Source organism: Sanguibacter keddieii DSM 10542 (genome assembly GCF_000024925.1).
Classification (GTDB): Bacteria; Actinomycetota; Actinomycetes; order Actinomycetales; family Cellulomonadaceae; genus Sanguibacter; species Sanguibacter keddieii.
The window spans coordinates 1334339-1359495 of record NC_013521.1 but is presented as its reverse complement, the minus strand read 5'-3'; the positions used below and the strand labels follow the sequence as shown (position 1 = coordinate 1359495).

At 71.9% G+C, this 25157-nt stretch carries 22 protein-coding genes; 9 read left to right on the top strand and 13 right to left on the bottom strand.

From position 1 onward, the window contains the following. The first annotated feature begins 58 nt into the window (after positions 1-58). From SKED_RS05750 to SKED_RS05730, 5 genes are read left to right on the top strand one after another with little or no spacing between them, the layout of a single operon-like run. Positions 59-685 carry a copper resistance CopC family protein gene (locus SKED_RS05750; protein ID WP_012866186.1) on the top strand — a complete coding sequence of 209 codons (627 nt, stop codon included), beginning with the start codon at positions 59-61 and terminating at the stop codon, positions 683-685. Positions 686-728: 43 nt separating this feature from the next. Continuing rightward, on the top strand, positions 729-1412 hold the full coding sequence (locus SKED_RS05745) for a copper chaperone PCu(A)C (protein ID WP_012866185.1): 684 nt from the start codon (positions 729-731) through the stop codon (positions 1410-1412). Then, positions 1412-2734, top strand: coding sequence for a Dyp-type peroxidase (locus SKED_RS05740; protein ID WP_012866184.1), 1323 nt, complete (start codon positions 1412-1414; stop codon positions 2732-2734). Before SKED_RS05745 ends, SKED_RS05740 begins: the two co-directional genes overlap by 1 nt. Further along, positions 2731-4191, top strand: a complete 1461-nt coding sequence (locus tag SKED_RS05735) for a PepSY-associated TM helix domain-containing protein (protein WP_012866183.1) — start codon at positions 2731-2733, stop codon at positions 4189-4191. The genes SKED_RS05740 and SKED_RS05735 overlap by 4 nt, the downstream gene beginning before the upstream one ends. Positions 4192-4242: 51 nt before the next feature. Continuing rightward, positions 4243-4620: a pyridoxamine 5'-phosphate oxidase family protein gene (locus SKED_RS05730; RefSeq protein ID WP_012866182.1), complete on the top strand. Its 378-nt coding sequence runs from the start codon at positions 4243-4245 to the stop codon at positions 4618-4620. 26 nt (positions 4621-4646) lie between these two features. Here SKED_RS05730 and SKED_RS05725 read toward each other — a convergent pair whose 3' ends face one another. Together SKED_RS05725 and SKED_RS05720 are read right to left on the bottom strand one after the other, a co-directional pair. Next, a complete protein-coding gene (locus SKED_RS05725; protein WP_012866181.1) occupies positions 4647-6110 on the bottom strand; it encodes a carboxylesterase family protein in 1464 nt (487 codons plus the stop codon). Then, a complete protein-coding gene (locus SKED_RS05720) occupies positions 6107-7426 on the bottom strand; it encodes an MFS transporter (protein WP_012866180.1) in 1320 nt (439 codons plus the stop codon). The genes SKED_RS05725 and SKED_RS05720 overlap by 4 nt, the downstream gene beginning before the upstream one ends. Before the next feature lie 139 nt (positions 7427-7565). On the opposite strand from SKED_RS05720, the gene SKED_RS05715 reads away from it, so the two are divergent. Both SKED_RS05715 and SKED_RS05710 read left to right on the top strand, forming a co-directional pair. Then, the gene (locus SKED_RS05715; protein ID WP_012866179.1) at positions 7566-8198 is read left to right on the top strand and encodes a GntR family transcriptional regulator; all 633 of its coding nucleotides are present in this window, start codon (positions 7566-7568) and stop codon (positions 8196-8198) included. A gap of 36 nt (positions 8199-8234) precedes the next feature. After that, on the top strand, positions 8235-9098 hold the full coding sequence (locus SKED_RS05710) for a glycosyltransferase family 2 protein (RefSeq protein WP_012866178.1): 864 nt from the start codon (positions 8235-8237) through the stop codon (positions 9096-9098). Between the two features lie 31 nt (positions 9099-9129). Here the strand turns inward: SKED_RS05710 and SKED_RS05705 are convergent, their stop codons facing one another. Continuing rightward, on the bottom strand, positions 9130-9600 hold the full coding sequence (locus SKED_RS05705) for a GNAT family N-acetyltransferase (protein WP_012866177.1): 471 nt from the start codon (positions 9598-9600) through the stop codon (positions 9130-9132). Positions 9601-9691: 91 nt separating this feature from the next. On the opposite strand from SKED_RS05705, the gene SKED_RS20665 reads away from it, so the two are divergent. Next, positions 9692-10108 carry an arsenate-mycothiol transferase ArsC gene (locus SKED_RS20665; RefSeq protein ID WP_012866176.1) on the top strand — a complete coding sequence of 139 codons (417 nt, stop codon included), beginning with the start codon at positions 9692-9694 and terminating at the stop codon, positions 10106-10108. A 48-nt stretch (positions 10109-10156) separates the two neighbouring features. Here the strand turns inward: SKED_RS20665 and SKED_RS05695 are convergent, their stop codons facing one another. The 10 genes from SKED_RS05695 to SKED_RS05650 all read right to left on the bottom strand — a co-directional run bounded on the left by SKED_RS05695 (position 10157) and on the right by SKED_RS05650 (position 24012). Next, complete coding sequence (locus SKED_RS05695) at positions 10157-12256, bottom strand: beta-galactosidase (RefSeq protein WP_012866175.1); 2100 nt, start codon at positions 12254-12256, stop codon at positions 10157-10159. A gap of 100 nt (positions 12257-12356) precedes the next feature. Next, positions 12357-13277 (bottom strand): carbohydrate ABC transporter permease, encoded by a 921-nt coding sequence (locus SKED_RS05690; RefSeq protein ID WP_012866174.1) that lies wholly within the window; start codon positions 13275-13277, stop codon positions 12357-12359. Next, positions 13274-14209 (bottom strand): carbohydrate ABC transporter permease, encoded by a 936-nt coding sequence (locus SKED_RS05685; RefSeq protein WP_012866173.1) that lies wholly within the window; start codon positions 14207-14209, stop codon positions 13274-13276. Before SKED_RS05685 ends, SKED_RS05690 begins: the two co-directional genes overlap by 4 nt. A gap of 10 nt (positions 14210-14219) precedes the next feature. Beyond that, a complete protein-coding gene (locus tag SKED_RS05680; RefSeq protein ID WP_012866172.1) occupies positions 14220-15554 on the bottom strand; it encodes an ABC transporter substrate-binding protein in 1335 nt (444 codons plus the stop codon). 195 nt (positions 15555-15749) lie between these two features. Continuing rightward, on the bottom strand, positions 15750-16838 hold the full coding sequence (locus SKED_RS05675) for a LacI family DNA-binding transcriptional regulator (protein ID WP_012866171.1): 1089 nt from the start codon (positions 16836-16838) through the stop codon (positions 15750-15752). Between the two features lie 192 nt (positions 16839-17030). Then, entirely contained in the window at positions 17031-18176 is a 1146-nt protein-coding gene (locus SKED_RS05670) for a LacI family DNA-binding transcriptional regulator (protein ID WP_012866170.1), read from the bottom strand. Between the two features lie 149 nt (positions 18177-18325). Continuing rightward, positions 18326-20683 carry a beta-xylosidase/alpha-l-arabinosidase gene (locus tag SKED_RS05665; protein ID WP_012866169.1) on the bottom strand — a complete coding sequence of 786 codons (2358 nt, stop codon included), beginning with the start codon at positions 20681-20683 and terminating at the stop codon, positions 18326-18328. A 74-nt stretch (positions 20684-20757) separates the two neighbouring features. Next, on the bottom strand, positions 20758-21663 hold the full coding sequence (locus tag SKED_RS05660) for a carbohydrate ABC transporter permease (protein ID WP_012866168.1): 906 nt from the start codon (positions 21661-21663) through the stop codon (positions 20758-20760). Further along, positions 21660-22712 (bottom strand): carbohydrate ABC transporter permease, encoded by a 1053-nt coding sequence (locus SKED_RS05655; protein ID WP_143755666.1) that lies wholly within the window; start codon positions 22710-22712, stop codon positions 21660-21662. Before SKED_RS05655 ends, SKED_RS05660 begins: the two co-directional genes overlap by 4 nt. A gap of 13 nt (positions 22713-22725) precedes the next feature. Beyond that, on the bottom strand, positions 22726-24012 hold the full coding sequence (locus SKED_RS05650) for an extracellular solute-binding protein (protein WP_012866166.1): 1287 nt from the start codon (positions 24010-24012) through the stop codon (positions 22726-22728). A 110-nt stretch (positions 24013-24122) separates the two neighbouring features. On the opposite strand from SKED_RS05650, the gene SKED_RS05645 reads away from it, so the two are divergent. Then, positions 24123-25118: a LacI family DNA-binding transcriptional regulator gene (locus SKED_RS05645; protein WP_012866165.1), complete on the top strand. Its 996-nt coding sequence runs from the start codon at positions 24123-24125 to the stop codon at positions 25116-25118. Positions 25119-25157 lie beyond the last annotated feature (39 nt).

Below are 25157 nucleotides of genomic sequence, written 5' to 3'. Positions count from 1 at the left end.
GGTCTCCTGCGACGACGTGCCCCCGGGACGCGTGCGCGGGCCTCGACGAAGGCCTGACATGACTGCTCTGACACCTCGTGCTGCCCTGACACCCCGTGGCGCTGCCCTGCGCACGGCCGGGACGGGGGCGCTCCTCGCGCTCCTCGTCGCGGTCGGCGCGACCCCGGCGGCCGCGCACGACCAGCTGCTCGACAGCTCGCCCAGCGAGGGCGAGCACCTCGACACAGCACCGACGGAGGTCGCCCTGAGGTTCTCCGACGAGATCCTCACCATCGGCCCCGCGGTGCTCGTCGTCGACACCGACGGGACCTCCTGGACCGACGGCGACCCCGAGCTCGACGGACCCGACGTGGTCACCCCGCTCGCCGACGACCTCCCCGACGGGGCGTACGAGGTGCGCTGGCGCGTCGTGTCCTCCGACGGGCACCCCATCAGCGGGGTCGTCCCCTTCACCGTGGGCGAGCCCGACGCGGCACCGGTCGCCGGGCCACCGGCCCCGGCAGGCGACCCGACCTCGGCGGCGACCGCAGACGCAGCAGCACCCCTGCCGTCTGACGCCTCGCCCGCCTGGGTGCGCCCCGTGCTCGTCGGAGCCGGCGGCGCGGTCGTCGCGTCGGTCCTCTTCTGGGTGGTCACGCGCGCCACGCGCCGCCGCCCCTCCCCGCCCGACGACGCGTCCCTCTGACGCGACCTCCGGCACCACCACTCTCTTCTCGTAAGGAACCACCATGTCTGCACGCACCACGCACCCCGCTCGCCCCGCCGCTGCGCCGAGCCTGCCCGCTCCGCGCCTGTCGCAGCGCAGGAGCGTCCCGTCCCTCGCCCTCGCCGTCGCGTCGTTGGTCGTCCTCGCCGGGTGCTCCACCGCCGACGCCGACCAGCCGGCCGCGTCGGGAGCCTCTGCCGGAGACTCCGTGACCGTCGACGACGCCTGGGTCAAGGCTGCTGACAGCGGCATGTCTGCCGCCTTCGGCGACCTCACCAACACCGGGACGGACGACGTCACCGTCGTGTCCGTCACCTCGCCCGCCTCGACCGCCCTCGAGCTCCACGAGACGGTCGAGAACGAGAGCGGCGCGATGGTCATGCGCGAGAAGCAGGACGGGTTCACCATCCCCGCCGGCGGCGAGCTGCTGCTCGAGCCTGGCGGCAACCACATCATGCTCATGGACCTCACCGAGCCGCTCGTCGCCGGTGACGAGGTGACGGTGACGCTCACCTTCTCCGACGACTCGACCCTCGACCTCACCGCCCCCGTCAAGGACTACGCGGGCGCCAACGAGAGCTACGAGGGCGGAGAGGGCGACGACGACATGGAGGGGATGGAGGGCATGGACCACGGCGACGCGGGGTCCAGCACCGACCACGACGGCTCTGACCACTCCGAGCACACCGGCACGGACGACGAGTGATGGGCCGCGACCTGACCTCTGACGCCCCTGGCGCGCCCCGTGCGGCCGAGGCACCCGAGGCCGGTCGCGGCGGACCGACGCGGCGACAGCTCCTCTTCGGAGGGGCTGTCGCCGGGATCGGTGCCGTCGCCGCGATCGGCGTCGACACGCTGACCCGACGCGACGACCGCCCGGACGCGACCGACGAGGCCGCGCAGGCACTCCACGGGAGCCTCACCGTGCCCTTCTACGGGGAGCACCAGGCAGGGGTCGAGACCCCGCCCCAGGCGCACGCGACCCTCGTCGCCCTCGACCTGCGCCCCGAGGTCGACCGCGACGGCCTGCGCCGCCTCATGCGTCTGCTGACCGACGATGCCGCCCGCCTCACCCAGGGCACGGCGGCGCTCGCCGACTCCGAGCCCGAGCTCGCGCACGTCCCGGCCCGCCTCACGGTGACCTTCGGGTTCGGGCCCGGGCTCGTCCGCCGGGCCACCGACGACGCAGGTTCTGACGGCGTGGGCGCTGGAGGAACCGCCTCCGTGGCGCTGCCCACCTGGCTGCGCCCGCTCCCTGCCTTCACCGTCGACCGGCTCGAGGAGGCGTGGAGCGACGGCGACCTGCTGCTGCAGATCGGCGCCGACGACGCCTTCACCGTCGCCCACGCGCAGCGGATGCTGCTCAAGGACGCCCGGAGCTTCGCGACGGTGCGCTGGACGCAGACCGGGTTCCGGCGTGCCCACGGCTCGGAGAGGTCCGGCACGACCATGCGCAACCTCTTCGGCCAGGTCGACGGGACCGTCAACCCTGCGCCGACCACGGAGGACTTCGACGGCCTCGTGTGGGTCCGCGACGGCTGGCTCGCCGGCGGCACCAGCATGGTCGTCCGGCGGATCAGCATGGACCTCGACGGGTGGGACCGCCTCGACCGCGGCGGGCGCGAGCAGTCGGTCGGGCGGTTCCTGTCCAACGGCGCCCCGCTGACCGGCACCGAGGAGCACGACGAGCCCGACTTCGAGGCCACCACCGCGATCGGCTTCCCGGTGATCGCCGAGTTCTCGCACGTCCGGCGCTCGCGCTCGGACGACACGTCGCAGCGGATCTTCCGCCGCGCGTACAACTACGACGACGCACCGACCGGCGACGCCGTCTCGGAGTCGGGCCTGCTCTTCGTGTCCTTCCAGGCCGACGTCGACGCCCAGTTCGTGCCGCTCCAGCAGCGGCTCGACGAGCTCGACCTGCTCAACGAGTGGACCACGCCCATCGGCTCGGCCGTCTTCGCGATCCCTCCGGGCTGCTCCGAGGGCGGCTACGTCGGCGAGACGCTGCTGGAGGAGGCCTCGTGACCACCACCACGGACGTCCACCCCGGCGGCGGCGCACCTCTGGGTGGGGACCAGCGACCACGACGTCGCACCGGCTGGCTGGCACCGCTGCTCCTGCGCCTGCACTTCTACGCCGGGATCTTCGTCGGGCCGTTCATCCTGGTCGCGGCGACCAGCGGTGCGCTGTACGCCCTGACCCCGCAGGTCGAGAAGATCGTCTACTCCCACGAGCTGACGGCCCCCGTGACTGCCACCACGCTCACCCTGGCCGAGCAGGTCCGGGCGGCTGACGCGTACGTGGGCGACGGGCAGCAGGTCGTGGCGGTGCGCCCCGCCCCCGAGCCCGGCGACACCACCCGGGTCATGTACGCCGACGCGCGGCTCGGCGAGAGCCAGACGCGCGCCGTGCTCGTGGACCCGGGGACCGCCGAGATCCGCGGTGACCTCCCCGTCTACGGGACCTCGGGCGCACTCCCGCTGCGCCACTGGGTCTCGGACCTGCACCGGTCCCTGCACCTCGGGGACGCCGGGCGCCTGTACAGCGAGCTGGCCGCCTCGTGGCTCGGGGTCGTCGCGCTCGCCGGCGCCGGGCTGTGGGTGGTGCGGTTCCGCAAGACCCGCACCAAGAGGTCCATGCTGCGGCCCGACACCCGCGCCTCCGGCTATGCCAAGACCCGCTCGTGGCACACCTCGACCGGGATCTGGGTGCTGGGAGCCGCCCTGTTCCTGTCCGTCACCGGCATCACCTGGTCGCAGCACGGCGGTGGGAACTTCTCGGACCTGCGGACCGCGGTCGGGTGGACCACCCCGTCGGTCAGCACCGACCTCACCGGGTCCGCCGAGGGTCCCGTCGACGAGCACGCGCACCACGGTGCGCCGGCGCCGGTTCCCACGACCGGTGCGGACACGTCAGACCTCAACCCCGGCGCGTTCGACACCGTCCTGCGCATCGGGCAGGAGGTCAACATCACCACCGGTCTCGTGGAGATCCGCCCGCCCTCCGGGCCGGGCACGGCGTGGGTCGTCCAGGAGATCCAGCGCAGCTACCCGACCGAGGTCGACGCCGTCGCGGTGGACGGGCAGACCATGCAGGTGGTCGACCGGGTCGACTTCGCGGACTTCGGCATCGTGGCGAAGCTGAGCCGGTGGGGCATCGACCTGCACATGGGCTCGATGTTCGGCCTCGCCAACCAGCTCGTCCTGTTCGTCGCAGGCTCCGCGATCGCCGCCATGGTCGTCTGGGGCTACGTCATGTGGTGGCAGCGGCGACCGGTCCGCGACCCGCAGCGCCGCGTCGGCAAGGCCCCCGCACGCGGGGTGCTGCGCCGAGCCCCCTGGTGGGGCACCGTCGCGGCGGTCGTGGTCGCAGCTGCTGTCGGGGTGTTCCTCCCGCTCATGGGGCTGTCGCTCGCGGCGTTCCTGGTCGTCGACGCTGTCGTCGGGTGGCGGCAGGCCCGGCACGGCCGGTCGACTGCCTGACCGGCTGCGAGGCGCGTCCCCCGGTCTGCCGCCGACCGGCAGACTGGGGGGATGCGCCACTCAGCCCTCCTCGACGCCTCGCTGCACCTGTGGCTCACGGCGAACCGGCCCGACGGACCTCCGCACACCACCCCGCTGTGGTTCGTGCACGACGACGACGCCCTGTGGGTGTCGGTCCGGCAGACGTCGTGGAAGGCCCGGCTGCTGCGGCTCGACCCGCGGGTCAGCCTCGCGGTCGAGGGCACGGCACCGGCGGGCGGACTCGTCGGGGAGGGCACGGCCGAGCTCGTCGAGGTCGGCTCGCGTCCCGACGTCGCTCGGGCGTTCGCCGCGCGCTACGACGGGTGGGACGGGGCGGACCCCGCGACCGACGGACCGCGTGTGCTCGCGAAGATCACCCTCAGCCGGTGGTTCCAAGAGCCCCTCTGACCGGTCCCGCGGCAGCCGCCCCCTCCTCAGGGGCGCGGGATCCCGTCCCAGACCTCGAGGACGGTCCGGAGCTGGGCCGTGGCGTCCTCGCGGAGCTCACCGATCCCGTGCGCCCGCAGCTCGTCGACCTCGGTGCACCCCCAGGACGGGCCATCACCGGTGACGAAGTCCAGCACGGCATCGGTGAGCTGGTCGTCACGCCTCACCGCAGCCGCTGACGCGTCGGGAAGGTGCCGTCCGATCAACCCAGGTACGTCGCAGGCGTGCCCGGCGGGCAGGCCGTCGGCACCGCCGATCAGCAGGAGGTGCGCCTGCCCGCCCGACGCGGCGTGCGTCTGGGCGAGACGCACGACCGGCAGACGGTAGACGTAGTCGCTGAGGATCCGCTCTCTGATCTCTCCTGGCGAGGCGCCCTCGCCGAGGGTCGCGGAGAACCCGTCGACGAGGCGCCGGGCACGCTCGTCGCCGACGCCCCACGAGGTCACCTCCGCCACGACGGCGCTGAGGCTGTCGGGGTCGAACGTGTCCTGAGCAGCCGCTCGGAACAGCGCGATCTCGTCCTGCGTCGCGCTCACGAGGAGCGGGACGTGGGCGACCCGCCCCGACGCGAAGCTCTCGAGGGGGTGCTCAGACAGCACAGGCGCCAGGGACGCGGAGTCGTCGACGACACCCAGCGCGTGCGGCGAGGGGCCGTTGCGGATCCCGATGTCTCTCGCGACGATCCTGCTCTGGGCGTCGACCAGGTCGGCGGCCGGCACACCCATCAGACGAGCGAGCTCGTCCGTCGCCCCGAGGTCGCTCAGCAGGTCTGCTGCCATCGACTCCGCCCGCTGCGGCGGGACGATGCGCGAGGCACCGGCGGAGTGGACGGACAGACGTGCGAACAGCCCGTCAGCAGCCCGGACGGCGGGGAGCGCCGCCGTGAGGAACCCTCCGGCGCTCTCACCGACGACGCAGACCTGGTCTGGGTCTCCGCCGAAGGCCCGGATGTTCTCCTTGACCCAGGCGAGCGCCGTCACCAGGTCCTGCAGCCCGAGGTTGTGGGCCCCCTCGAACGGGGACCCGTACGCGTCGAGCGACACGAAACCGAGCGCTCCCACCCGGTAGCTCGGCGAGACGACGACCACGCGCCCGGTCGCGGCCAGGACGGCGCCGTCCTGAGTCCAGGCCGACCCTGCGCCGTGCTCGAAGCCACCGCCGTAGACGGAGACGTAGACGGGCAGCGGCTCGTCGGTGACGTGCTCCGGAGCCCAGACGTTGAGGAAGTGGCAGTCCTCGTCAGGCTCTGCCCCGAGGGGAGGCACCGGAGGCGGGGTCTGGAACGGGGCGGCCCCGTAGGCGGAGGTCGGGGCACTCTCGTCGAGCTCGACCAGGACCGGCGGGCGGAACCTCTCGGCGGTCGCGTAGCGGATGCCGAGCCAGCTGCGGACCCCTGCGCTCTGGTCCTGGTGCGCTCGGCCGCTGTCCGGCCGGGAGACGTCGTCGCTCATCGCGTCACCACAGGCGACACGGGAGCAGCGTCGTCGTCGCGCTCCCCCGCCGGGTCGATCGCCGGTGCCGAGGCACCGGGCACGGCATCGGACGGGGTGAGACGTGCCCCAGAACGCAGTGCCACCGCGAGGATCCCGAAGGCCACCACGAAGATCACCAGGTTGGCCGCGAACGACAGGTCGTAGCTGCCGGTGCTGTCGTAGACGAGCCCGTGCACGTACACGCCGGCCGCGTTCGCGAGCGACCCGACCATGAGGATCGGACCGAGGATCTTGCTGTACTCGAGCGCCCCGAACACGTTGCGGACGAGGACGACGACAGCGACGAGGTTGATCGCCTGGCCCATCCCGCTCGAGAAGCTCGCGACCGACAGCGGCAGCTGTCCCGAGAACGCCCACAGCCCAGACCAGCCGAACAGTGCCACGAGCGTGAAGATCCCGACCGCGAGCATCGGTCGCATGTGGTCGAGCGCTGCACCGATGGCGAACTTGCCGACCGACGCCCCGATGAGCAGCGCGGAGAAGATCGCGGCGGCCGCGGTGAGCGTGAGGCCTCCCTGGGTCAGGTACGTGGGGAGGTGCTGGACGAGGGAGCCGGCGAGCTGCAGGATCACGCCGACCGCGGCGAAGCACACGAAGGGCAGGGTCCGGAACGCGCGCCGGGCCGGGATCCCCGTGAGCGTCACGTTCGCGCCGTCCTTGGGCTCGAAGCCGAACGGTCGCTGCTCCCCCGTGGGTCGGAGCTTCGTGACGAACAGGGTGAAGGGCAGGAGCGTCACGAGGACGATGACTCCGGTGACCACGTAGGCCGAGCGCCACCCGTGGTCGGTGATGATGTCGCCGATGATGGGGCTGAAGACGGCTCCGCCCACCGCGGTCATGGCGCCTGCGATGCCGGTGACCAGACCGAGGTGCTTCTCGAACCAGTTCCCGAGCAGGATCGGCACGGAGAGCAGGATCGCCACGGCCTTCGTCACGCCGAGCACGAGGTTCGCGGCGTAGAGCACCCAGATGCTCGTGGCACCGGCCGAGGCGAAGTAGGCGCACGCGGTCAGGACGACCATGATGCTGAGGAAGATCTTGAGGTTGATCCGCTCGAAGAGCGGCGACGCCACGCCGAGCGCGACCGCGCCCGCGATGCCGGACACCGTGCTCATGAGGGCGACGTCGGAGAGGGAGATCCCGAGCTCCTCGCTCACGGAGCCCCAGTAGAGGCTGGCCGTGTTGAGCGTCAGGCCGAAACCGACGAACGAGATGACGCACGCTGCCGCGAAGACCATCCAGGCGAAGTGCGGCCGCTGTCTCGCACCCATCATGTCTCTCCTTCGAACTGGTCCGGCTCCAGTGCCGGACACGAATGTCCTCACTGTACGCACTGTCCGCAGCGAGGACAACGCGCGCACTGAGTACAGTGGCATCGGGGTCGATCTCGCCCCGACCACGACAGGAGGGGTGATGACGCCAGATCTCATCGCGGACCAGATCGCGCGCGCGATCCGAGAGGGCGAGTTCGGCCAGGGCGCCCAGCTCGTCCAGGAGGACCTCGCCCGACGCTTCGGCGTCAGCCGCAACCCCATCCGCGAGGCCCTGCGCCTCCTCGAGGCCAACGGGCTCGTCGAGATCCGCGGTGGCGGTGGCGCCACGGTCCGCACGCTCTCCTCCGACGACCTCGTCGAGCTGTACGGCCTGCGCAAGGTCCTCGAGCCGACCATCGCGGAGGCCCTCGTCGACAGCTCGACGCAGCGCGCCGTCGCGGAGCTCGACTCGATGGCCACCGCGATGGCCGACGAGCCGCGGATCCCCCAGTGGATGGAGCTCAACTACACGTTCCACCAACGCCTGTACGTGCTCTCCGGGCTCCCGAGGACCGCGTCGATCCTCACCTCGCTGCTGAGCGCCGTGCAGCCCTACTCCCGTCGCAACATCGAGGACCTCGGGGGCAAGGAACAGGCCGACGTCGAGCACCGCTCGATCGTCGACGCCCTCCGCGCCCACGACTCTGACCGGCTCGCAGCACTGTTCGTCCAGCACCTCGAGGGCGCAGAACGGCGTCTCCGCCCAGCCCCCGCGGCGTCGACCGCTCTCTGAGGGTCCGCCCGAGCCAGACGCACGTCAGGAGCAGCCATGTCATCCGTCGGGGTGGTCGTCACGGCCTACGACCAGGGGCGCACCGTCGAGGACGCCGTCCTCTCGGTGCTCGCGCAGAGCCACCCGGTCGACGAGGTCGTCGTGGTCGACGACGGGTCGACCGCCCCGGAGAGCCTCGAGGTGCTGGCCGGGCTCCCCCGCCTCGGTGGGACCGCCCCCGTCGTGCGCGTGCTGCACCAGCCGAACGGCGGGGTCTCAGCGGCGCGCAACACCGGGATCGCGGCGTCGGGCACCGAGGTCGTCGCCGTCCTCGACGGTGACGACCTCTGGGAGCCGACCTTCGTCGAGAAGACCCTGGCGCTGCTCGCCGACGACAGCACCGTCGCGGCGTCCAGCTGGCTGTCGATGTTCGGCGTCGCCCAGGGCGTCGTCGAGCCCACCGGCGGCACCGTCGAGGCGTTCCTGCCGCGCAACGCCGCCCCCGCGTCGGCCCTGTTCCGGCGGGCGCACTGGGGAGAGGCCGGCGGGTACGACGAGTCGATGCGGCAGGGCTTCGAGGACTGGGACTTCTTCCTCCGGCTCCTGCGGCGCGACGGGTCCCGGGTGGCTGTCGTCCCCGAGCCTCTGCTGAGGTACCGCACGCACCCGGCCTCGGCAAACGTCCGCAGCATGGAGGACCGGCTCGCACGCTACGCGCAGGTCGTCGCGAACCACCGGGAGACCTTCACCGCGCATCTGGAGTCAGCGCTCCTCGGGCTCGAGCGGACCTCGATCACCCGGCTCGCCGCGTGGGAGGAGATCGTCGCCGACGACCCCGCGCTCGACGTCGGACGGGTCAGCTTCGGTGACGGCGGGATGGCCGCAGCCGTGCGCATCGCGTCCGTCCGGTCCCAGACCTGACGGCGGTGGTACCCGCGTCTCAGACGGCGCGTCAGGCGAGCGTCTTGGCCATCTTGACCGACGTGGTCTCGTAGCCGAGCGACTCGTAGAGGCGTCGCGCGCCGGTGTTGAACCCGAAGACGCTGAGCCCGAGGGTGCGGGCACCCTGCGAGCGCGCGTAGTCCTCGCCCAGCAGCATCGCCTGCCGGCCGTAGCCGCGGCCTCGGTGCTCGGTGTCGACCACGACGTCCCAGACCCACCAGGCAGTCGGGTCGTCTGAGGTGTCGGGGCCGACCCACAGGTAACCGACCGGCGCCTCGGACCCGTCGAGGAGGTCGAAGACGACGTGCCCGTCAGGGAGGCTGCCCTCGGCGACGTCGTCCTCGATGCTCGCCCGTGCGCGACGCTGCGCTTCGGCGGGCGTCGCACCCATGGTGACGAGGTCCGCCGCGTACTCGGCGACGCTCCGCTCGATCCAGGCGGGGAGGTCGTGGGGCGCGAGCGGGCGCAGTGCGAGAGTCATCGGACGATCTTCGCAGGCGCGACGCGGGCAGGTGCGCGGTGGGAGGATCGTGTCCGCCCCTTCTCCTCCCCTCGCCCTCTCAGGAGTCCCCGTGCCCAGCCCCACCTCCCGCACCCCGCACGTCGTCTTCGTGTGCCAGAAGAACGGCGGCAAGTCGCAGATGGCCGCCGCCCTTCTCCGCGACCTGGCCGGTGACAGCGTCGTCGTCACCTCCGCCGGCACGCTCCCCGGGACCGCGCTCAACGTGCAGTCGGTCGAGTCGCTGGCCGAGATCGGCGTCGGTGTCGGCGACGAGCACCCCAAGGCCCTGACCCCCGAGATGCTCGAGGCCGCCGACCTCGTCGTGGTCCTCGGCACCGAGGCCCAGGTGCAGGCCCCGGACGGCACGCCTCTCGAGACCTGGGTCACCGACGAGCCCTCCGACCGCGGCATCACCGGCGCAGAGCGCATGCGCCTCGTCCGGGACGACATCCGGGCACGGGTCGGCGACCTGCGCCGCCGCCTCTGAGGCAGATGTCGGACCCCGCTCGCCTGCGGGGCCCGACGTCGCTCCGGATCAGCCCTCGACGAGCACGCGCACGTCCCACGCGCCCAGCTCGAGCGTCTCGCCCGCCGCGAGCGCACGACCGTCGACCGCGTCGCTGACGTCGCGCGGCGCCACGAAGGAGACGGTCTCCCACGACCAGTTGTGGACGTAGCGCACGGTCCGGCCGTCGGTGAGCGTCGCGCCGGAGACGGTGACCGACGGGTGGGCGGCTGCGGCGTCGGACCACTCCCCAGCGGCCCTGGCCGGGGTGGCCCAGCGGAGCAGTGAGCCCGTCGTCGTCGGGTCCAGGAGGGTCCCGACGTAGGTGACCCGCCCGGCCCCGCGTGCCGCGGAGGTGACGGCCGGCCACCGGCCGAAGTGCGGGTGGACGTACTCGAGCAGAGGCTCGGCGTCTCCGACGACCTTCAAGCCGTCGACCCACCGGCCCGCCGTCGCGCCCTCGGGGACGACGAAAGAGCTGCCCGTCGGGGCGACCACGGGCAGACGCACCTGGAGGTTGGAGAACTCGTCGTACATCACGCCCGCGGCCTCGGTGAGTCGTGACGGCTTGACGTCGAGACGGGCCCGGGCCTCGGTGTCGGCATACCCGGTGCGGATGCCGAGGACGAGGTGCCCGCCGGCCTCGGCGTAGGCGTCGAGCCAGTCGAGCTGCGCGTCGGTCGTCACGTAGAAGCCGGCGACGACGAGCGTCGGGAGCTCTGCGGCGACCTCGGCCGCGGGCCGGTCGAACAGGTGCCGGGGGTGGACGACCCGCACCTGGAGCCCGGCCTCGAAGGCACCCCGGTAGTAGGCGTCGACGATCATCTCGTAGGACCGCGGCAGCGGCTCGGTGTCGTCGCCGAGCGGCGGCTGGAAGGCCATCGCCCACTTGCTCGCGTTGTCGTAGACGATGCCGAGGTCGGCCTCGGGCACCGCCCCGGCGACGACCGGGCCCGCCGCCGCGAGCTCGGCGCCGAGCTCGGCGACCTGCTCGTAGATGCGCCCGGGCTGCTGGCTGTGCGGGAGCACGCCACCCCAGTACGTCTCGGTGCCGTAGTGGAGCGTGTGCCAGTGCCAGTACTCGACCATCTGCGCACCCCGGGCGACGAGCGCCCAGGCGGCCTGGCGCAGCTGCCCGTCGTACGGCGCCTCGTTGAGGTTCGAGCCCCAGATCGACGCGGCCGCGGTCTCGGTGACGAGGAAGGGCTCCTGCCGCGTCGAGTACATGCGGTCGGCCGTGCGGTACATGGCCCAGGTCCCGGTGGTGAACCACTTCTGCTCGGGGTCGCCGGTCGCCGGGACCGCGAGGTGGTCCTGCACCCGGTAGTACGGGTTACCCGCCGTGACGTCGAGGACCGCGCCGACGGCGTCGTCCTCGAGGGCGGGACGGTCGTAGGACAGGCAGGTCATGACGAACTGCTCGGGGCGGGCGAGCGTCCGCACGAGGTCGGCCTGCCACTCGATGAGCTCGGTGGTCAGGCTCGCCTGGAACCGTCGCCAGGCGAGGTCGTACTGCGGCTGGGCGTTGTTGTCGGGTGTCCAGAGGTCGGCCCAGGTCGAGAGACGGTGCGACCAGTAGGTGAGGCCCCACTCGCGGTTGAGGGTCTCGACGTCGCCGTAGGTCTCGCGGAGCTCGTCCACGAAGCGCTCGAAGACGTCGTGGTTGTGGAAGATCTCGTTGCCGGGCTCGTTGTCGACCTGGTAGCCGATCACCGCGGGGTGGTCGGCGTAGCGCGCGACGACGGCGCGGACGACGCGCTCGGCGTGGAACCTGAAGGCGGCGTGCGTGAAGTTGGCCTCCTGGCGTGCGCCCCACCCGCTGCGCTCCCCGGTGCGGCGCTCCCCCGCGATCTCCGGGTACCGCCGGGCGAGCCACATCGGGACCGCGTAGGTGGGGGTCCCGAGGATGACGCTCAGGCCGCGCTCGTGGGCGCCGTCGAGCACCGGGGCGAGCCACTCGAGGTCGAGACGGCCCTCCTCGGGCTCCCAGGTGGACCAGACGGACTCGCCGACGCGGATCACCGAGAACCCGGCCTCGACCATGAGGTCGAGGTCGGTCTCGAGCCGCGGCGAGGGCTGGTACTCGTGGTAGTACGCGGCGCCGAACAGGACCTTCGGTGGGAGTGTCATGACGTCCTTCCAGTGGTGCGGTGCAGTGATGCGGAGCAGGTGCGGAGCAGGTGCGGTGGGGCGGGGCGGGGCGGTGGGGCGGGGCAGCGCGGGCGGCGTCTCAGCCCTTGACGGCCCCGGCGGACAGACCTTCGAGCAGCTGCTTGCGCAGCAGCAGGAAGACGATGATCATCGGCACCGAGGCGAGGACCGACCCGGCCAGGACCAGGTCGAAGGCGCGGTTCTCGGAGCCGTAGAGGATGTTGAGGCCGAGCGGCAGCGTGTACTGGTCGACGTCGGACACGATGACGAGCGGCCACAGGAAGCTGTTGTAGCTCTGCAGGAAGCTCCACACCCCGAGCGCCCCGAGGGAGGGCCGCAGCAGCGGGAGCACCACGCGCCAGAAGATCCCGAACTCGGACGTGCCGTCGATGCGCGCGGCCTCGAGGAGCTCGTCCGGGACAGACTGCACGATGAACTGCTGCATCATGAAGATCCCGAAGGCCGGGGCGACCCACGGCACGATGAGCGCGAAGAACGGGTTGCCGAGGCCGGACTTCACGAGCAGGACGAACAGCGGCACTAGGATCACCGCGAAGGGGATCGACAACGAGCTGAACATGATGGTGAAGAGCGGCCCCTTGCCGCGGAACCGGTACTTGGCGAAGGCGAAGCCGGCGAGCGCGCAGACGAAGACGGACACGACCGTCGCGATGGTCGCCACGGCGGTGCTCATGGCGAACCACGACCAGAAGGGCTGCTGGGTGAGCAGGTTCCGGTAGTTCTCGAGTGTCGGCGAGCCCGGGACCAGCTGCAGCGGGTTCGTGAAGATCTCGCCGCGCTCCTTGAAGGAGCCGGAGAGCGCGAAGAGCAGCGGCATGACGAACACGCCCATGAGGACGGTGAGCGTCAGGTAGAGCACGAAGCGCTGTGGGGTGAGCCGGCGGCTGTCGCTGCTGGGGCGCCGGTCGCGGCGCTTCCGAGGCGTGCTGGGTGCGGTGCGGGCAGAAGGCCTCTCGGAGGCTGTGGCCTGGGTGGTCATGATGCCTTCCCGATGCTCAGGGCGCGGTTGAGCAGCCGGCTCACCGCGAAGACGACGACGAACAGGACGATGCCGGCCGCCGCGGCGTAGCCGAACTGCTGGCGCTCGAAGGCGGCGCGGAACACGAACATGGCGATGGACAGCGTCGACTCCCCCGGGCCGCCGCGGGTCAGCAGGTAGGGCTCGTCGAAGATCTGCGCCGCGCTGATGAAGGACGTGACCACCACGAAGGCGGTGACGGGCTGGATGGCGGGCAGCGTCACCGTGGTGAACTTCCGGACGGTCCCGGCGCCGTCGAGCTCCGCCGCCTCGTAGAGCTCGCGCGGGACGGCCTGCAGCCCGGCGAGGAAGAAGATGGTGAGGTACCCCACCCAGCGCCACAGCATGACGAAGCTCAGCGAGACCTTGGCCCAGGTCGGGTCGCCGAGCCAGTCGACGCCGCCGAAGCCGAGGACGGACTGGAGCAGGGTGTTGACGAGCCCGAACTCGGTGTCGAGCATCATCGAGAAGATGAGCGAGATGACGATCGGCGAGATGACCATCGGGATGAAGTAGGTGACGCGGAAGAGGTCGCGTCCTCGCAGCCCCTTGGCGTTGAGCGCCTGCGCGACGAGCAGCGACAGCGGGACGACGACGAGCACGCTGACGAGGACGTAGATGCCGGAGTTGCCCATCGCCGTCCAGAAGCTCGTGTCCGTGAGCAGCCCGGCGTAGTTGCGCAGGCCGACGAAGGTCGGCGAGCCGAGGCCGGCCCACTGCGTGGTGCTGAGGACCATCGCAGCGAGGATCGGCACGATCATGAACAGCACGTACAGCAGGTAGAACGGTGCGATGAAGGCGTAGGGCGCGAGGGTCGGGCCGACGGAGCGGCGCTTCCCCGGCGGGCTGGTCCGGGTACCGGTCGAGCCGGCGGGTGCGGTGAGGGTGGTCATCGTCGGGCTCCTACTTGTTCGCCTGGGCGGCGAAGGACTCGGCGGCCGAGTCGAGCGCCTCGCGCGGGGTGAGCCGACCGCGGTAGGCGTCGACGAGCGCGCCGGCCAGGGCCGTCTGGAGGATGAACAGGTCCGGGCTCATGTAGACGGGCGGTGCCTCGTCGATGATGTCGGTGTAGACCTCGAAGAGCCTCTGCCCGCCGCAGTACTCGTCCTGGGCGTCGAGGAGCTCGGGTCGCTCGAAGACGGAGCGCATGGTCGGCAGGTATCCGAGGTCGAGGTAGCGCTTCACCTGCTGGTCCGGGTCGAGGTACGCGGCCCGCACGAACTCCTGCGCGGCGAGCGAGTTCGGCTTGCCCGCGATCGCCGTGAAGCCGGTCCCGCCCGAGAAGCTCGTCCGGCCGCCTCCCCCGGCGAACCTCGGCATGGGGGCGATGCGCCACGCCCCGGACTGCTCGGGGACGTTGGGCTCGAGCCCGAAGGTCTTGTACCAGTTGGCCATCCAGAGCCCGAGCACCTTCTCGGTCTTGAGCGCCGTCTGCATGCTCGGCCCGTAGAAGTCGGCGACCGTCGTGAGGAACCCGGACTGGACGCCGTCGACGAGGAAGGTCAGGACCTCCTCTGCCTCGGGTGTCTGGATGGTCAGCGTGCCGTCGGCGTCGAAGAGCCCTCCGCCGCGCTGGAGCAGCAGCATCCAGAAGATCTGCATGACCTGCCCGAGGTCGCTGCCGGTCGCCACGGCGCCGAGCGACTTCCCGGTCTTGGCGTAGAAGCCGGCGCCGAACTCGGCGTACTCCTCCCAGGTCTCGAGGTCCGTCGGGACGCCGAGAGACGACGTGAGGTCGTCGCGGTAGTAGTAGACGACGAGCGGCGAGTCGGAGTCGAGGGCGTAGAGCTTCCCGTCCTTGCTGAACGGGGCGAGCCGGGCCTCGACGAGGTCGGAGCGCACGTCGGCGACCGTGCCGGTGAGGTCGACCATGAGCTCGTCGGCGATGTCGCCGCGGAGGAGCCGGGCGAAGTTGCCGAGCTCGATGCCCGCGACGTCGGGGGTGCCGCGGCCGGCGACCGCCTGCGCGATGATCTTGGTGACGAGGTCGGTGGCGGCGATCTGCGTGACGTCGAGGGTGTAGTCGAAGTCGGTCTCCTGGGACGCGAGCGCCGTCGCCGCGGTGAAGAAGTCGATGTAGCCGGCGTCGTGCGTCCAGAAGCTGAGGTCGACGGCACCGTCGGTCCTCGAGGGCTGGGGTCTGCCGGGGGCGCAGCCGCCGAGCAGCCCGCCGAGGACGGCGGCGCCGCCCAGGGCCAGGCTCGCTCGGAGCATGCTCCGGCGGGTGATGTCGGTCATGAGTGCCTCTCGTCGTCGGGGGCTCTGCACAGGTGGTGGGGGGGTGTGGCGGAGGGCGGCGGGCATGGAGGTGCCGTGGCGCCGACCGTCGAGGGTCGTACCGGTGGGTGTGGGGTCTGGTGAGCTCGGGGTGGGCCGCTGGGCCCGGGGACGTGCGGTGGCGTGCGTGGCTGCCGGTCGGGCCGCCGAGCGCTGTCAGAGGCCGGTGAGGGTGCGGCGCCGAGGGTTTGCCCGGGCCGTGCTCTCGCGGATGATGAGCTGGACGGGGACGGAGGCCTGGCGGGAGCCGACGTGCCGTCCCTCGATCGCGGCGATCAGACGTCGCATGCCCTGCCGGGCGATCTCCGCGAAGTCCTGCCGCACGGTGGTGAGCGGGGTGTGCAGGAAGCCTGCGGTGCCGATGTCGTCGAAGCCGACGACGCTCACGTCGTCAGGGACGCTGAGCCCGGACCGCTCGAAGGCGTGGATGAGCCCGACGGCCATGTCGTCGTTCGCCGCGAAGACGGCGGTGAGGTCGTCGCGGGTCGCCAGCGACAAGCCGATCTCGTAGCCGGACGACGCCGTCCAGTCGCCGCGGACCACGTCGGGGACGGCGCAGCCGGACTCGAGGAGCGCGGCGCGCCACCCGTCGACGCGGTTCTCGCTGGTCCCCCACCCGTCGGGCCCGGCCACGTGCCAGACGGTCCGGTGGCCGAGGCCGAGCAGGTGCTCGGTGGCGCTGCGGGCACCTCCCCACGTGTCGGCGCCGACGAGGATCCAGTCGTCGTCCTCGTTCTCGCGGTGCTCGACGGCGAGGACGGGGATGCCGGGGACGGAGTGCCCGATGCGCTGGAGGCTGTCCGCCGGCTCGGAGATGACGATCGCCTCGACGCCCTGGGCGACGAGCGCGTCCATCGCTGCCCCGATGTCGTCGGCACCGCCCGAGGCCGTGCGCACGAGCGTGAGGCTGTAGCCGGCGCCGCGTGCGGCCTTCTCGACCCCGTCGACGATCGAGGCAGGGCCGAGCAGGGAGGAGCCGATGCTCACCATGCCGATGGTCCGGGTGCGGTTGGTGACCAGCGCGCGGGCCGCGGAGTTAGGACGGAAGCCGAGGCTGGCGATCGCCTCGAGGACGCGGGTGCGGACCTCGGGGCTGACGTTGGGCTCACGGTTGACGACGCGGGAGACGGTCTTCTGCGACACCTGGGCAGCGCGGGCGACGTCGACCATCGACGGAGGACGGGTGCTGCGGGAGCGCTCGGCAGGCGGCGGTGCTGCGGCCGCGGGCTCGTGGTCTGCGCTCATCGGGGCTCCTTCGCTCCAGGACCGCCGGCTGGTGCCGGCGACCGCATGACTACGTAGTCACACAGAGAGGTTCACACGCGGTGACTACGTAGTCAAGAGGTGGGAGAGAACACGTCTGCCACCAGCAGAGACCTGCGGCCTCGTCGACCGCCAGGGAGCGCACGACCCCGTGCACGCGGCGTCGGTGGGCCCTCAGTGCGTCCCGCAGCTCCCACGGAGCAAGACCCGGACGGGGACGTCGACGGTCGTCGGTGCGCCGGTCGGTGCTGCGATCCGGGCGACGAGGCGCTCGACGGCGATCCGTCCCAGCTCGGTCATGGGCTGCTGGACGGTGGTCAGCCGCGGGGTCGTCGACTGCGTCTCGTCGACACCGTCGAACCCGGTGACCGCCACCTCGCCGGGGACGCCGACCCCCTCCTCGACCAGCACGTCGAGCACGCCGAGGGCCATCTGGTCGTTGCCGCACACCAGCGCCCGAGGGAGCGGCGGCCCGCCTCGCCGGCTCTCCTCGACCAGCCCGCGCACGACCTCGCGCGCGACCGCTCGGGAGTAGTCCGCGCGCAGGGTCGGGACCTCGGGGGCGTCGAGCCCGGCGCCCAGCAGGGCGGACCTGAACCCGGCGAAGCGCTCCTGGTCGTCGCGAGCCCAGCTCGTGCCGCCGACGTACCGGACGTCGGTGTACCCGTGGTCGACCACGAGGTGCCGGACGAGCGCCGCCATCCCGCGCTCGTTGTCGACCCGGATCCTGTCGTGGTCCACGGACCGGTCCGGGCCCGCCATGACCACCACGGGCACGCGGTGCGCGACGTGGTCGAGGAGCTCGTCGCCGAGGGCCGCAGAGACGACCGCGAGGCCGTCGACCCGGCCGGCGAGGTCCTGCACGAGGCTCGCACCGTCGGCGCCCCGGACCACGGTGATGGTCACCGAGAGCCCGGCGCGCCACGCTGCGTGCTCGGCGCCGCGGATCACCTCGCCGAAGTAGAGGTTGCCCCAGGCGACGGTCGGCACCGCGGACTCGTCCCGGACGATCTCGACCTCGCGCCCACCGCCTGTCGCGACCGCGCTCCCGCTCGCCCCCGCTGCGACGCCGAGGACGTCGTCGGGCTCGACGACGACCGGGGCGACCTCCGGGAAGCAGAGCCCGATGAGCCCCGTGTGCCGTGCGACGAGGCCGCGTGCCGACGCCGACGGGATGTACCCGAGCTCGGCGACCGCCGCCTCGACGAGCGCTCGACGGTGCTCGCTCACGCGGTGGGACTGCTGCAGGACGCGGGAGACCGTCGAGATCGAGACGCCGGCTCGCAGGGCGACGTCGTAGATGGTCGGCAGGGTGCTCATGAGGGGCTCCAGCTCAGAGGTCAGCGGCCACCGTCCCGGTCTCCGTCGGCCGTGGTCCAGGCCCAAGGTACACGCGCGGGTGAAGCCGCGGCAGCCCGCCGGCGGCCCTGGGTCCCGCCCCCTGCGCGGGACCCAGCACCGGCTGTGGCTCAGCGCCCCAGCGCTGCTTCTGTGGTCCGCAGCACCTCGGTGCGCACGGTCCGCGCGTCGGCGAGCGTCACCTCGTGCAGAGGACCGGTGATCGTCAGCGACGCCGTGGTCTCCTTCTCGGCGCACGACGGGCCGACCCACAGCTCGACCTCGCCGGGCTCGACGACCCGCACCATCGAGCGGTCCGAGAACGCCAGGCGCGCGGTCGGGACGTCGAGGCGCACCACGACGCTCTCCCCCGGGTCGAGGTCGACCCGGGCGTAGCCGAGCAGCTGCGCGACGGGCCGTGTCACCGACCCGACGACGTCGCGGGCGTAGAGCTGGACGACGTCCGTCCCGGCGCGCTCCCCCGTGTTCGTCACCTGGACCGTGGCGGAGAAGGCGTCGCCGGCGAGCACCTCGGCGTCAACCGTGAGCGCTGTGCGCTCGAAGGTCGTGTACGTCAGACCGTGACCGAAGGGCAGCAGCGGTGTGCTGTCCGTGCTGGTCACCTCGGACGGTCCGCCGAGGACGGGGTGCAGGTACGAGTACGGCTGCGCACCGGCAGAGCGCGGCATGCTCACGGGAAGGCGCCCCGAGGGGGCGACCCGTCCCGACAGGACCCCGGCGATCGCGCGGCCACCCTCCTCCCCCGGGAAGAACGACTGGACCACCGCTCGCGGTGCTCCAGGTCCACCGACCGCCCAGTCCACGGCGTACGGCCGGCCGGTGAGCAGCACCACGACCACCGGCGTGCCCGTGGCGGCGACCGCCTCGACCAGCTCCCGCTGGACCCCGGGCAGGTCGAGGGACTCGACGTCGTTGCCCTCTCCCACCGTGCCGCGGCCGAAGAGCCCGGCCTGGTCGCCGAGCACCACGACGGCGACGTCGGAGCGGGCCGCGAGCGCCGCGGCGTCCTCGAACCCCGACCTGTCCTCGCCCTCGACGGCGCAGCCGGGTGCGTGCTCGACGACGGTCCCCGGCGCTGCGCCGCGGAGCTCGTCGCGGAGCGCCTCGACGACCGTCGGGATCTCGATGCCGATCTCGTGGTCCGGGTGGTGCGCGAGCACGTGGTTCGCGAAGGAGTAGCAGCCCATGAGCGCCTCGGCCCGGTCCGCGTTCGGACCGATCACGGCGACGCGGGAGGGCGCCGGCCCGTCTCCTGGCAGGAGCGGCAGTGTCCCGTCGTTGGTCAGCAGCACCAGGGACTCCTCGGCGAGGCGTCGTGCGACGTCCCGGTGCCCGGCGGGGTCGAGGTCGACCGCGGTCGGCGGCGCGTCGTCGAAGCGGGCGTCGAGCAGACCGAGCTCTTCCTTCTGCGCGAGGGCACGCAGCACGGCACGGTCGACGAGCGCCTCGTCGACCAGCCCGGCACGGACCTTCTCGGCGAGCGGGCCGGTGTAGGCGTCGCCGGTGGGCAGCTCGACGTCGATGCCGGCCGCGAGCGCGAGGGAGGCCGCCTCGCCGCGGTCGGCGGCGACCGCGTGCATGACCTCGAGGAACGCGACGGTGAAGTAGTCGGAGACCACGACGCCGTCGAAGCCCCAGAGGTCGCGGAGCACACCCGTGAGATAGGTGGGGTCCGCGGCGACGGGGATGCCGTCGATCTCGGCGTAGGAGTTCATCACCGACCGCACCCCGCCGTCGAGCACCGCCATCTCGAAGGGCGGCAGGAGCACGTCGGCGATCTCCCGGGGACCGGCGTGGACGGGGGCGTGGTTGCGGCCGGCACGAGAGGCGGAGTACCCGACGAAGTGCTTGAGCGTGGCGTGCACGCCCTCGGACTGGAGGCCCTGGACGTAGGCGGTGCCGATGGTGCCGACCACGTACGGGTCCTCGGCGATGCACTCGTCGACCCGGCCCCAGCGGGGGTCGCGGATCACGTCGAGGACGGGGGCGAGCCCCTGGTGGATGCCGAGCGTGCGCATCGAGGTACCGATCGCGGCGCCCATCTCCGCGACGAGGCCCGGGTCGAAGGACGCTCCCCAGGCGAGCGGTGTCGGGAAGGTCGCGGCCTTCCAGGCGGCGAGACCGGTGAGGCACTCCTCGTGGACGAGCGCGGGGATGCCCAGCCGTGTCTCGCGGACGAGCCGGCGCTGCTCTCCCCAGAGCCACGCGGCGCGCTCGACCGGGTCGACCGGCCGGGTGCCGTACACCCGGGTGAGGTGCCCGAGCCCGTGCGCGGTCGCCTCCTCGTAGTGGCCCGAGGTGGCCATCTCCCCCTGCATGGGCGCGACGACCTCGCCGCCCTGGTCCACCCAGTAGCCGACCAGCTGGGCGAGCTTCTCGTCGAGGGTCATCTGGGCGTGCAGCCGCGCGACCCTCTCGGAGACCTGCGGCAGCGGGATCCGCGCCGGGGCGGTGGCCTGGTGGTTCACGTGCGGTCCTCCTTCGGTGCCACGTCCGACGAGCGGCGTGGATGGTGCTGGGGCGCTGCGGTGCTGTCGTCCGGTCATCCCTTGACCGCTCCCTGGAGGCCGTTGACGATGCGCTTCTGCATGGCCAAGAAGAACACCAGCGCGGGGATCATGGCCAGCGAGGTGAAGGCCAGGACACCCGCGGTGTCCTGGGCGTGCTCGCTCGAGAAGGTCGCGACACCGAGCGGCAGCGTCTGCGCCGCCGGGTCGTTGAGCACGAGGAGCGGGAGCAGGTACGCGTTCCACGAGCCGACGAAGGCAAGCACCCCGACGGTCACGAGCGCCGGGCCAGACAGCGGCAGCAGGATCCGCCAGAAGAAGCCTACGCGCGACGTGCCGTCGAGCATCGCCGCCTCCTCGAGCTCCTTGGGGAGGGCCCGCAGGAACGGTCGCAGGATCACGACGGTCATGGGGAGCGCGAAGGCTGCCTGGGGCAGCGCGACGCCCCAGAAGGTGTTCGAGAGGTTGAGGTCACGGACCATGAGGAACAGCGGGATGATCGCGACGGTCAGCGGGAACAGCAGCCCGAGGGTGAACACCATGAAGAGCGCGTCGCGCCCCTTGAAGGCGTAGCGGGCCAGCGGGTAGGCGGCCATGACCCCGAAGACCGACACGATGGCCGTCGTGACGAGCGCGATGACCGAGGAGTTGAGGGCGAGCTGCCAGAACTGCGAGGACTGCAGCACGTCCGTGTAGTTGCTCAGCACCCACGGGTCGGGCAGCGCCACGGGGTCGTTGGCCAGCTGGGCGTTCGACCGGAAGCCGCCGAGGACGGCGTAGAGGACGGGTCCGAGGGTCATCGCGGCGACGACGAGCGCCGCCAGGTAGACCAGCGGGGTCCCGCCGGCGTTCGGCCCCGACCTGCGGCGGCGTGCCCGCGGTGCGCGTGCACCGGGAGGAGCCACCGCCGGGGTCGGTGCGGCGGTCGTGGTGGCGCTCATCGCTTCACCTTCTCGCTCGACGGGGTATGAGCGCCGTCGCTGTTGTCGCGGCGCAGGATGAACAGCTGGTAGAGCAGCGCGAGCACCAGCGAGAAGGCGAAGAGCAGGACGGCGACGGCAGAGCCGTACCCGTACTGGCTGCGCTCGGTGCCACGGCTGATGAGGTAGGTGGCCATCGTCATGGTCGAGTTGGCCGGGCCGCCCTTGGTGAGGATCCACACCATGTCGAACAGCTGGAGCGAGCCGATCATCGACAGGAACCCCCAGGTGCGGATGGTCGGGCCGAGCAGCGGCACGGTGATCTTGCGCTGCACCTGCCACCACGACGCCCCGTCGATCTGGGCGGCCTCGTGGAGGTCGGGCGGCACGCCCTGCAGCCCCGCGAGGAACAGGATCACCGCGAGACCGAGGTACTTCCAGGTGAGCACGAACATCACGGTGTAGAGCGCGACGTCGGGGTTCCCGAGCCACAGCTGGGTATACCGCTCGAGGCCGACCGCCGCGAAGAGCGCGTCGACCACCCCACCGGGCTGGAGCAGCATGAACCAGACGACACCGGCCACGACCTCGGCGAGGACGTACGGCACGAAGATGATGACGCGCAGCGCGGTGCGCCCCCACATGTTCCGGTTGAGCAGTAGCGCGATCGCCAGACCGAGCGGCAGCTGGACCACGATCGAGAGCACGATGATCGTGAGGTTGTGGCGCAGCGCTCCCGTGAACACGTCGTCCCCGAGGGCCTGGACGTAGTTGGCCAGCCCGACGAAGTTGTCCATCGGCCCGAGGCCGTTCCACTTGTACAGCGAGTAGTGCCCGGCCTGGAGCACCGGCACCACGACGAACAGCGCGAGCAGCGCGAGGGCGGGCGTCACGAAGAACGCGATCTCCAGCCGGGTGCGCCAGCGCGAGGTGAGGGGCGCGCGGCGCCGTCGGCCGCCCGCGGGCACCGCCGCCGGGCGCGCGGCCCGGTCGGCGGTGCTGGTGCTGGTGCTGGCGGTCGTGCTGCCGGTGCTCGTGCTGCCGGCACCGGCTCCCTGTCGCGCGGTCATGTTGCCGGCCATCTCACTCGCCGTCGGCTGCGGTCTGCGCCTGGTCGACGACGTCCTGCGGGGTCGCCTGCCCGGCGAACAGCAGCGAGATCGCGTCGTTCATCGCACCGCCGACGTTCTCGCCGAAGGCCGTGTCGAAGTACAGCTGCACGAAGGGCGCCTCGTCGCGGACGGCGAGCAGGTCGGCGAGGACCGGGTCGGCGACCGACGCGGACGCTGCCGGGTTGGTCGGCAGGCCCATGCTGTTCTCGGCGAAGCCCTGCTGCACCTCGTCGCTCAGCAGGTACCTGATGAAGTCCACGCAGATGTCGGGAGCCTGCTCGGAGCAGGCCCACGCGTCACCGCCGCCGAGCTGGTCGGTCGGGTCTCCCGCGCCGCCGTCGACCTCGGGGAAGGCGAACCACCCGGTGTCCTCACCCAGCCCCTGCTGGTCCTCGGTGAGCCCCTGCATCACGCCGGGCTCCCAGTGCCCGGCGAGCTCCATCGCCACCTGCTCGGTGGCGAGGAGCCCCGAGGCCGAGCTCGGGCCGGCCTGCGCCGGGGTCGCGAGGAACCCGGCGTTGAAGGGCTCGGCCGCGATGAGCTCTTCGAGGTCCTCCCCTGCCGCGACGAAGCACGGGTCGGAGAAGTCCTTGGACGTCACGGCGTCCTTGAGGACGTCGGAGGAGCACTCGCGCAGCGAGAAGTAGTACCAGTAGTGCGCCGCCGGCCAGACGTCGCCCGCACCGACGGAGATCGGCGCGATGCCCGCGGCCTTGAGCTTGTCGATGGCGTCGTAGAGGTCGTCCATGGTCTCGGGGGCCTCGGTGATGCCCGCCTCGGCGAAGAGCGCCTTGTTGTACCAGAAGCCGACGAGCCCCAGGGAGAACGGCAGGGCGTAGGTCTGCCCGTCCATCTGCCAGCCGGCGACCGCGCCGCCGAGGTTCTCGATCTCGGCCGCTGCGGGCTCGGAGATGTCCTTGATGAGGCCGGCCTCGACGTGGGCGGCCATCTCGCCGCCGCCGCGCTCCATGAAGATGTCGGGGGTGTCGCCGGTCTGGAACGCGGCGTTGAGCTTGGTGCCCATGTCTTCGTGCTGCATCGCGCTGATGGTGATGGTCACGCCGGGGTTGGCCGCCTCGAAGTCGGCCGCGACCTGCTCGTAGTAGTCCTTGCCGGGCGCGGTGTTCGAGTTGTGCCACCAGGTGAGGGTGGAGCCGTCGCCGTCGTCGGCGGCCTCGCCGCCGCCCGAGCTGCAGCCTGCCAGCAGGCCGAGAGCGGCTGTGAGCGCCACAGCCGTGCGCAGTGTCGTCTTCTTCATCGAAGTGCTCCTTGTCATCGTCGACAGTGGGTGTGAGAGGACTCTGACAGCGCGACACGGTGCGTGTCAATCGTTATCGATAACGTTTTACACAAGGTAGTGTCGCCAGCATGAAGCGCCGGGTCACCATCACGGACGTCGCCGACGCCGCGGGCGTCTCGGTCGCGACCGTCTCCAAGGTCATCAACGCCCGCTACGGCGTCGCCGCCGCGACGAGCTCGCGCGTGCAGGAGGTCATCGAGCAGCTCGGCTACGAGTCGAGCCTCGTCGCGCGCAGCATGCGCTCGCACCGCACCCACGTCATCGGGATCCTCGTGGCCGAGTTCGAGCCCTTCAGCGCCGAGATCCTCAAGGGCGCCGCCTCGGCGCTGCTCGAGACCGACTACGAGCTGCTCGCCTACACCGGGGCACGCCAGAGCGGCGGCGCCGGGTGGGAGCAGCGGTACCTCTCACGGCTCAGCGGCACGCTCATCGACGGCGCCCTCGTCGTCACCCCCACGGTCGTCGAGCCCGACACCGACATCCCCGTGGTCACGATCGACCCGCACACGGGCCCCGTCGGCATCCCGACGGTCGACTCGGACAGCTACACCGGCGCGCTCCTGGCGACCCGGCACCTCACGGGGCTCGGTCACCGCCGCATCGGGTTCCTCACCGGACGGCCCGACCTCGCGTCGTCCGCGCTGCGCGAGGCCGGCTACGTCGAGGCGCTGCGCGAGGTGGGCGTCCGCGTCGACCCGGCGCTCGTGCGCACCGGCGACTACCGGACCGACGGTGCCCACCAGCCTGCGACCGAGCTGCTCACCATGGCGGACCGGCCCACGGCGATCTTCGCCGCGAACGACCTCTCCGCGATCGGCGTGATGGACGTCGCCCGTGACCTCGGCATCGACGTCCCCGGCGACCTCTCCGTCGTCGGGTTCGACGACATCCCCGAGTCGACGGCGACCACTCCCCCGCTGACCACCGTCCACCAGCCGATCCAGCAGATGGGCGCGACCGCCGTCCGTCTCCTCGTCGGCCTCCTCAGCGGCACCCCGGCCGAGCAGACCCACGTCACGCTCCCCACCTCCCTCGTCGTCCGCGGGACCACCCGAGCCGTCTGAGCCGCGAGCGACGACGGCCCGCCGCGCGTGCTGCGCGAC